Raw genomic sequence first — 7,352 nt, 5'->3', positions numbered from 1 at the left:
CGGGTCGGGCAACGGTTTATACCCATCCGCAGCGTTTGAGTAATTAATTAAAATAAGTCCTGCGATATATATTAAATTGCAGGATTTATTCATTTCGTGAATTTTATCGTTTTATTTATAAACAAAACGCGTGTAGTGACATTTTCTTTTTTCATTTATTATATTCACTCTCTTATTTATCTATTTATAAGGCAATTAAATGAAAAGGAATTTATTATCTTCCGCTATTATAGTCGCCATAATGGCCCTCGGTCTCACGGGTTGTGACGATAAAAAATCCGAAACAGAAACGCCCCCGCCTGCCAATAGTCAACCTGCCGCACCAGCTCCTGAAGCGAAACCTGCTGAAGCTCCCGTTACAAAAGCAGAAGTTAAACCTGAAACGCCTGCTCAACCGGTGGTCGATGAACAAGCGGTTTTCGACGAAAAAATGGATGTCTATATCAAGTGCTACAACAAGTTACAGATCCCTGTACAGAGCAGTCTGGCGCGTTATGCTGACTGGCTGAAAGATTTTAAACAGGGCCCTACCGGTGAAGAGCGTACTGTTTATGGTATCTACGGTATTAGTGAATCCAACCTCGCTGAGTGTGAAAAAGGCGTAAAAAGTGCTGTGGCGTTAACGCCTGCGCTGCAACCTATTGATGGCGTGGCGGTGAGTTATATTGATGCTGCCGTGGCGTTGGGTAATACCATTAACGAAATGGATAAATATTACACCCAGGAAAATTATAAAGACGATGCGTTTGCGAAAGGGAAAACGCTGCACCAGACATTCTTAAAAAATCTTGAAGCCTTTGAACCTGTAGCAGAATCTTATCATGCGGCGATTCAGGAAATTAACGATAAGCGTCAGCTTGCGGAACTGAAAAATATTGAAGAAACAGAAGGAAAAACATTCCACTACTACTCCCTGGCAGTCATGATTTCAGCGAAACAAATTAATAACCTGATTTCGCAAGAGAAGTTTGATGTTGATGCGGCAATGAAGAAAGTCTCTGAACTGGAAACGCTGGTGGCGCAGGCCAAAGAAGCGGATAAAGGCGGTATGAATTTCTCGTTCATTAATTCGGCAGACCAGTATCAACTCGAGGCTAAAAAATATGTTCGCCGCGTCAGAGATAAAGTTCCGTATTCTGACTGGGATAAAGAGCAACTTCAGGATGCAAACACAAGCTGGATGGTCGACGACTCATTTCCGCGAGCGTTACGCGAGTACAACGAAATGGTCGATGATTATAATCGCCTGCGTTAAACGTTTTTATTTTTGCTGAGAAATACAAGGTCGGATGCGGCGTAAACGCTTTATCCGACCTACACGTCGTTAAGCCGTGTCAAACGTGGATCCGACATCATTCACTCCTGACGAAGTAACGCTATACACCCTTCATATCCCGTTAGCCCGGCAATAGTCTCCGCCGGATACGTACATAGTACGCTTGCCAGAGAGCTGAATATTTTCAACTCGTGGCGCGCATCAGCGGCGGCACAGGCGATCAACACATGGTTAATGACTTCGTTATTCACCTCGAGCGGTTGGGCGAGGGTAATAAAAAATCCACGAAAACGGCGTTCCTGTTCGCTCCAGCCATGTGGGATGGCGAGACGATTAACAATCAGGTTTTCGCCTTCGCCGTCGCTGGCTTTCCAGTTAATGGCCTGTGCTTTGCGGGCGAATAACACGAAGGGTAGTTTAACGCAGGCGCTTTTTGTGGTACGGCAATGCCAGAACCAAATCCCGTGGAGTGCATTTTTTCGCGTCGCAGTAGGATCTGCAGAAACGTATGAGAATCGGTAATGAAACCATTTTGACATGCTATTGTAGCCAGCTGTCTCAGAATGGAATAATCGCTATTGCCCTGAATATTCAAGGGAATACAGCTTGCAGTAAGAGCAGCCATTAATCGAACTCCATAAAATATATTTTAACCCATTGTAATGGTGGAGCGACTAAGTGATGAGAGTCGATATGTCGGCAAACGATGACAATTCGAGATAGAGGGAAAGGTCAGGTTTGCGGAGTAATGCAAATAATGGTTATTTAAATAAACGACATGAATCATTAATGAGTTATTCATTATTTTTGTGATTTGCTCATAATGTATCGGGGAAATATAACTTGCCTGGATATACTCATTGAAGGTGCAATATGTTTATTTTTTTAAGTAGAAATTAAAAGTATTGTGCCGGAGGCGTCTCCGGCACATTGGGCAATTACGGCAGGTAAAACACTTCTTGCAGCTCGCTACTGACTGGGCTGTTATCCGGGTTAGCGGGCATAACGTCGGTCATATACTTCCACCAACGTTGGCAAACATCAGTACTGGCTACCGCATTCCACCGTTCTTCAGATTCAATCTCTACCGTGGCAAACAGCAGATTACGCGCTTTGTCGAGGTAAATGGCGTAGTTATGCGCACCGTGAGATTTCAACACTGCTTCCAGTTCCGGCCAGATTGGATTATGCCGACGCTGATACTCTTCGTGGGCGTCGGGGTTAACCTGCATGACAAAGGCTTTGCGGATCATATTTGCTCCTTACAGCGCCAGCGCACTGGCAAGTGGTGTAACGCCGAAACGCTGGCCGAGTGCTATCAGCTCTTCACGACTGATGGTCTGTTTCATGCCGCCCATCGAATAAACCTTCACTAATACTTGTGCTGATTTTTCTGCGGTGTCGATTAAACCGAATGTTTCATCCAGTGTCGGACCGCTGCCGAAGACGCCGTGGAAGGGCCACAACACCAGCGAATGTTTTTGCATTTCCTGTGCGGTCGCCTGGCCGATTTCGTCCGTGCCGGGCACCATCCACGGCAAAATGCCGACGCCATCCGGGAACACTACCAGACACTCGGTGCTGCCTTCCCAAAGCTGGCGAGTGAAGAGCGCGGTGTCGTTTTCCAGTACGTAGGTAAGGGCGATCAGGTTGGTGGCGTGGCAGTGCATGATCACCCGATCTTTACCGTTGGTGGCTTTAATGCGCTCGCAGTGGGAAAGGAAGTGAGCCGGAAGTTCAGAGGTTGGAACGGCTTCGTGAGTTAGCCCCCAGAGAATGTGGTAGCCCGCGCCGTCGCTGTCGACTTTTACGACGCCTAAGTTAGCCGCAGGATCAAGCTGGACGTTACGAAAGAATTTGCCGGAGCCGGTGACAATAAACGGTGTATTTGCCAGTAAAGGCATGGGCTGGCTGAGCGGGATATAGCGCGGTTGTGCATGAAAGTTGTCGTGATACGGTGCGATATCGGCGTCATCCAGGCGCAGCGTCAGGTTACCACCATTGCGCTCGTCCCAGCCTTTCAGCCAGGCGTCGGTGGTGGCTTTGATCATTCCCTGGACAAACCAGGACTGGGTAATGTTTTGCATGTTCTGTGTTCCTGTAAATTTGGTGTTGTCGGATGCACGACCCGTAGGCCGGATAAGGCGCTCGCGCCGCATCCGGCAGTGTTTACCCACGCTGGCTCAAAATTTCTTTTTCATAAGCCCGCACGCTCTCCAGCCATTCGCTACCCACTGGGGTATCGTGACGTTGGCAATACATTTCCCAGACTGCCTGCCATGGCAATGATTTTTGTTCTTCCAGTAGCGCCAGACGCGCAGTGTAATCACCCGCTGCTTCCAGCTTGCGCAGTTCAGTGGTAGGTTCCAGCAACGCACGTAGCAGGGCTTTTTTCATATTGCGTGTACCAATGACCCACGCGGCAATGCGGTTGATAGAGGCATCAAAGAAATCCAGGCCGATATGTACCCGGTCGAACAGATCGTGACGAACAATCTCACTGGCAATCGCCTGAGTTTCATCATCCAGTAGCACTACGTGATCGCTGTCCCAGCGAACCGGACGGCTGACGTGCAGCAGCAACTGCGGCACATACAGCATGGCGGCGGAAATCTTGTCGGAAATCACTTCAGTTGGGTGGAAATGTCCGGCGTCCAGGCATAGCGCCGTCTGGCGGCTGGTGGCATACCCCATGTAAAACTCATTGGAGCCAACCGTGTAGCTCTCCGCGCCAATACCAAACAATTTGCTCTCAACGGCGTCGATATGGTGCGCAGGATCCAGCTTCTCGCTGATCACTTCATCCAGTGCTGCCAGTAAACGCTGGCGCGGGGCGAGACGGTCAACGGTGATATCTTTCATGCCATCCGGGATCCAGATGTTCATCACCGACGGTGTGCCGAGTTGCTCGCCAAAATAGGCTGAAACACGGCGGCTGGCCTTGCAGTGATCAATCCAGAACTGGCGAATGCTGTCGTCGGCATGGGAAAGCGTAAAGCCATCGGCGCTTAGCGGATGCGAAAAACAGGAGGGGTTAAAATCCAGACCGAGCTGATTGGCTTTCGCCCATGCAACCCAGTTTTTGAAGTGCTCTGGTTTGATTTGGTCGCGCGCGACTGGCGTATCTGATTCCAGATAGATGGCATGTAAATTCAGCCGTTTCGGACCCGGAATCAGCCGCATAGCTTGTTCCAGATCGGCACGTAGCTCGCTGGCATTACGCGCTTTGCCCGGATAATTGCCAGTAGCCTGAATCCCACCGGTCAGCGAACCTTCCGGGTTTTCAAAACCGGAAACATCATCGCCCTGCCAGCAGTGCATTGAAACGGGTAAACGATCAAGTTGGCGCAGCGCCTCCTCGACATCAATCCCTACTGCCGCGAAACGCTGTTTCGCCAGCTCCCAGGCCTGTTCTAGTTGAGTGGTCATGCGCAAAGCTCCTTTGTCTGTCGTGTAGAGTGAATCCGCGCCACATAGTGGGCAATTTCACTGTCAGGATTAGGGGTAAAGGTGGTCAGATTCGCGGTGGTGCTGACGACCTGACGGAAATCATCCACATTGTTGAGTTCATCCAGCGTCATTAACTGGATGCCGATATTGCCGAGCGTCGAGGCTTCAACAGGCCCGGCGATCACCCGAATACCGCAGGCATCGGCACATAGCTGATTGAGTAGCGTGTTCTGGCAGCCGCCGCCGACAATATGCAGTTGCGAGAAATCTTCACCGCGCAGTTGCGCCAGCTCATGCAACACATCGGCATACAGCAGCGCCAGACTGTCGAAAATACAGCGCGCCAGTTCAGCATCACTTTCCGGGATTGGTTGCGCCGTTTCCCGACACGCAGCCTGAATTTCGCTGCACATCTCGTCAGGATTAATAAAGCGATCGTCATTGGGATTGATGGTGAAGCGGCAAGCCGGCAGTGCCTGTGTCGCGGCGATAAGCGCCGGAAGATCGTTGATTTGCCGCTCCTGAAGCACCCGCTGAAGCAGCCATAAGCCCATAATATTTTTCAGCACCCGATAGCGACCTTCCGCCCCGCCTTCATTGGTGATGTTGGCTGCCAGCGCCGTGTCATTGGTAAATGGTGTCTGGCTTTCGAAGCCCATCAATGACCAGGTGCCAGAAGAGAGATAAGCGGCGCGTGAACCGTTTAACGGCGAGGCGATAACCGCGCTGGCGGTATCATGGCTGGCAACGGCGACCACCGGAATCTCATTACCCTGCGGGCAAATCCAGTGCCCAATGACATTACCCGGATGCGTCGGGCGACCAAACCAGGCTTTGTTGGCACCGCTCCACGCCAGTAGCGACTCGTCCCAGTCGTCGCTATTGATATTGACCAGTTGCGTGGTGGTGGCGTTGGTATATTCCCAGTTCATCTTGCCGGTCAGGCGATAACTGAAGTAATCCGGCATCAGCAGAGCGTGAGCAATGTGTGGAATAAGCTCAGGTTGTTGCTCCGTCAGCGCACGCAACTGATAAAGCGTATTGAAGGGCAGAAACTGGATGCCGCTACGCTGATAAATATCGCGTTTGCCGAGTTGCTGTTGTGCCTGCGTCATCAGGCCATTGGTGCGGCTATCGCGATAAGCAACGGGCAGACCCACACGCTTACCCTGTAGGTCGAGCAGCACAAAGTCCACGCCCCAGGTATCAATCCCAATGCTATCGATACGAATCCCTTGCTCGCACACCTTGTTTAATCCAAGGCGAATGGCACTTTCCAGGCTATCCACATCCCAGGTGACATAACCGTTCTGGCTATGCAGGCCATTGTTAAAACGATGGATTTCGCGCAGCGTCAGGCTGCGGCATTCACGCTCGTAACGCGCCAGCATCACGCGCCCACTGGATGCGCCGAGATCGACGGCGACACAATTGCGAAAGGTCATAATGTGATCCTGCTGAATTTCATTACGACCAGTCTAAAAAGCGCCTGAATTCGCGACCTTCTCGTTACTGACAGGAAAATGGGCCATTGGCAACCAGGGAAAGATGAACGTGATGATGTTCACAATTTGCTGAATTGTGGTGATGTGATGCTTACCGCATTTCCTGAAAATTCACGCTGTATCTTGAAAAATCGACGTTTTTTACGTGGTTTTCCGTCGAAAATTTAAGGTAAGAACCTGACCTCGTGATTACTATTTCGCCGTGTTGACGACATCAGGAGGCCAGTATGACCGTATTACATAGTGTGGATTTTTTTCCGTCTGGTAACGCGTCCGTGGCGATAGAACCCCGGCTCCCGCAGGCGGATTTTCCTGAACATCATCATGATTTTCATGAAATTGTGATTGTCGAACATGGCACGGGTATTCATGTGTTTAATGGGCAGCCCTATACCATCACCGGTGGGACGGTCTGTTTCGTACGCGATCATGATCGGCATCTGTATGAACATACCAATAATCTGTGTCTGACCAATGTGCTGTATCGCTCGCCGGATCGATTTCAGTTTCTCGCCGGGCTGAATCAGTTGCTGCCACAAGAGCTGGATGGGCAGTATCCGTCTCACTGGCGCGTTAACCACAGCGTGTTGCAGCAGGTGCGACAGCTGGTTGCACAGATGGAACAGCAGGAAGGGGAAAATGATTTACCCTCGACCGCCAGTCGCGAGATCTTGTTTATGCAATTACTGCTCTTGCTGCGTAAAAGCAGTTTGCAGGAGAACCTGGAAAACAGCGCATCACGTCTCAACTTGCTGCTGGCCTGGCTGGAGGACCATTTTGCCGATGAGGTGAATTGGGATGCCGTGGCGGATCAATTTTCTCTTTCGCTGCGTACGCTACATCGGCAGCTTAAGCAGCAAACGGGACTGACGCCTCAGCGTTACCTGAACCGCCTGCGACTGATGAAAGCCCGACATCTGCTACGCCACAGCGAGGCCAGCGTTACTGACATCGCCTATCGCTGCGGATTTAGCGACAGTAACCACTTTTCGACGCTTTTTCGCCGAGAGTTTAACTGGTCACCGCGTGATATTCGCCAGGGACGGGATGGCTTTCTGCAATAACGCGAATCTTCTCAACGTATTTGTACGCCATATTGCGAATAATCAACTTCGTTCTCT

Annotated in this window: 6 protein-coding genes and 2 pseudogenes; 2 read left to right on the top strand and 6 right to left on the bottom strand. The window is 50.5% G+C overall.

Features of this window, described 5'->3' with window-relative positions; genetic code table 11:
* Nucleotides 1-199: 199 nt before the first annotated feature.
* Nucleotides 200-1,255, top strand: coding sequence for a YiiG family protein (locus ATB02_RS18750; protein ID WP_105272066.1), 1,056 nt, complete (start codon nucleotides 200-202; stop codon nucleotides 1,253-1,255).
* 101 nt (nucleotides 1,256-1,356) lie between these two features.
* Here the strand turns inward: ATB02_RS18750 and ATB02_RS26955 are convergent.
* The 6 genes and pseudogenes from ATB02_RS26955 to rhaB all read right to left on the bottom strand — a co-directional run.
* Nucleotides 1,357-1,644, bottom strand: a pseudogene (locus ATB02_RS26955) (putative frv operon regulatory protein); the annotation flags it as partial.
* Nucleotides 1,620-1,901 (bottom strand): annotated as a pseudogene (locus ATB02_RS26950) (PTS sugar transporter subunit IIA); the annotation flags it as partial. The pseudogenes ATB02_RS26955 and ATB02_RS26950, both read right to left, overlap by 25 nt.
* Nucleotides 1,902-2,214: 313 nt before the next feature.
* The gene (gene rhaM / locus ATB02_RS18735) at nucleotides 2,215-2,529 is read right to left on the bottom strand and encodes an L-rhamnose mutarotase (RefSeq protein WP_000619503.1); all 315 of its coding nucleotides are present in this window, start codon (nucleotides 2,527-2,529) and stop codon (nucleotides 2,215-2,217) included.
* Between the two features lie 9 nt (nucleotides 2,530-2,538).
* Complete coding sequence (gene rhaD, locus ATB02_RS18730; RefSeq protein ID WP_032304219.1) at nucleotides 2,539-3,363, bottom strand: rhamnulose-1-phosphate aldolase; 825 nt, start codon at nucleotides 3,361-3,363, stop codon at nucleotides 2,539-2,541.
* Nucleotides 3,364-3,445: 82 nt separating this feature from the next.
* The gene (gene rhaA / locus ATB02_RS18725) at nucleotides 3,446-4,705 is read right to left on the bottom strand and encodes an L-rhamnose isomerase (RefSeq protein ID WP_105272064.1); all 1,260 of its coding nucleotides are present in this window, start codon (nucleotides 4,703-4,705) and stop codon (nucleotides 3,446-3,448) included.
* Complete coding sequence (rhaB, locus tag ATB02_RS18720) at nucleotides 4,702-6,171, bottom strand: rhamnulokinase (RefSeq protein ID WP_105272063.1); 1,470 nt, start codon at nucleotides 6,169-6,171, stop codon at nucleotides 4,702-4,704. Before rhaB ends, rhaA begins: the two co-directional genes overlap by 4 nt.
* Nucleotides 6,172-6,458: 287 nt before the next feature.
* Here rhaB and rhaS point away from each other — a divergent pair, with 287 nt between their 5' ends.
* Nucleotides 6,459-7,295 carry an HTH-type transcriptional activator RhaS gene (gene rhaS, locus ATB02_RS18715; protein WP_105272062.1) on the top strand — a complete coding sequence of 279 codons (837 nt, stop codon included), beginning with the start codon at nucleotides 6,459-6,461 and terminating at the stop codon, nucleotides 7,293-7,295.
* Nucleotides 7,296-7,352 lie beyond the last annotated feature (57 nt).

Source organism: Escherichia sp. MOD1-EC5189, from assembly GCF_002966045.1.
GTDB lineage: Bacteria > Pseudomonadota > Gammaproteobacteria > Enterobacterales > Enterobacteriaceae > Escherichia > Escherichia coli_F.
The sequence above is the reverse complement of the archived record's forward strand: the minus strand, read 5'-3'. Positions and strand labels throughout refer to the sequence as shown.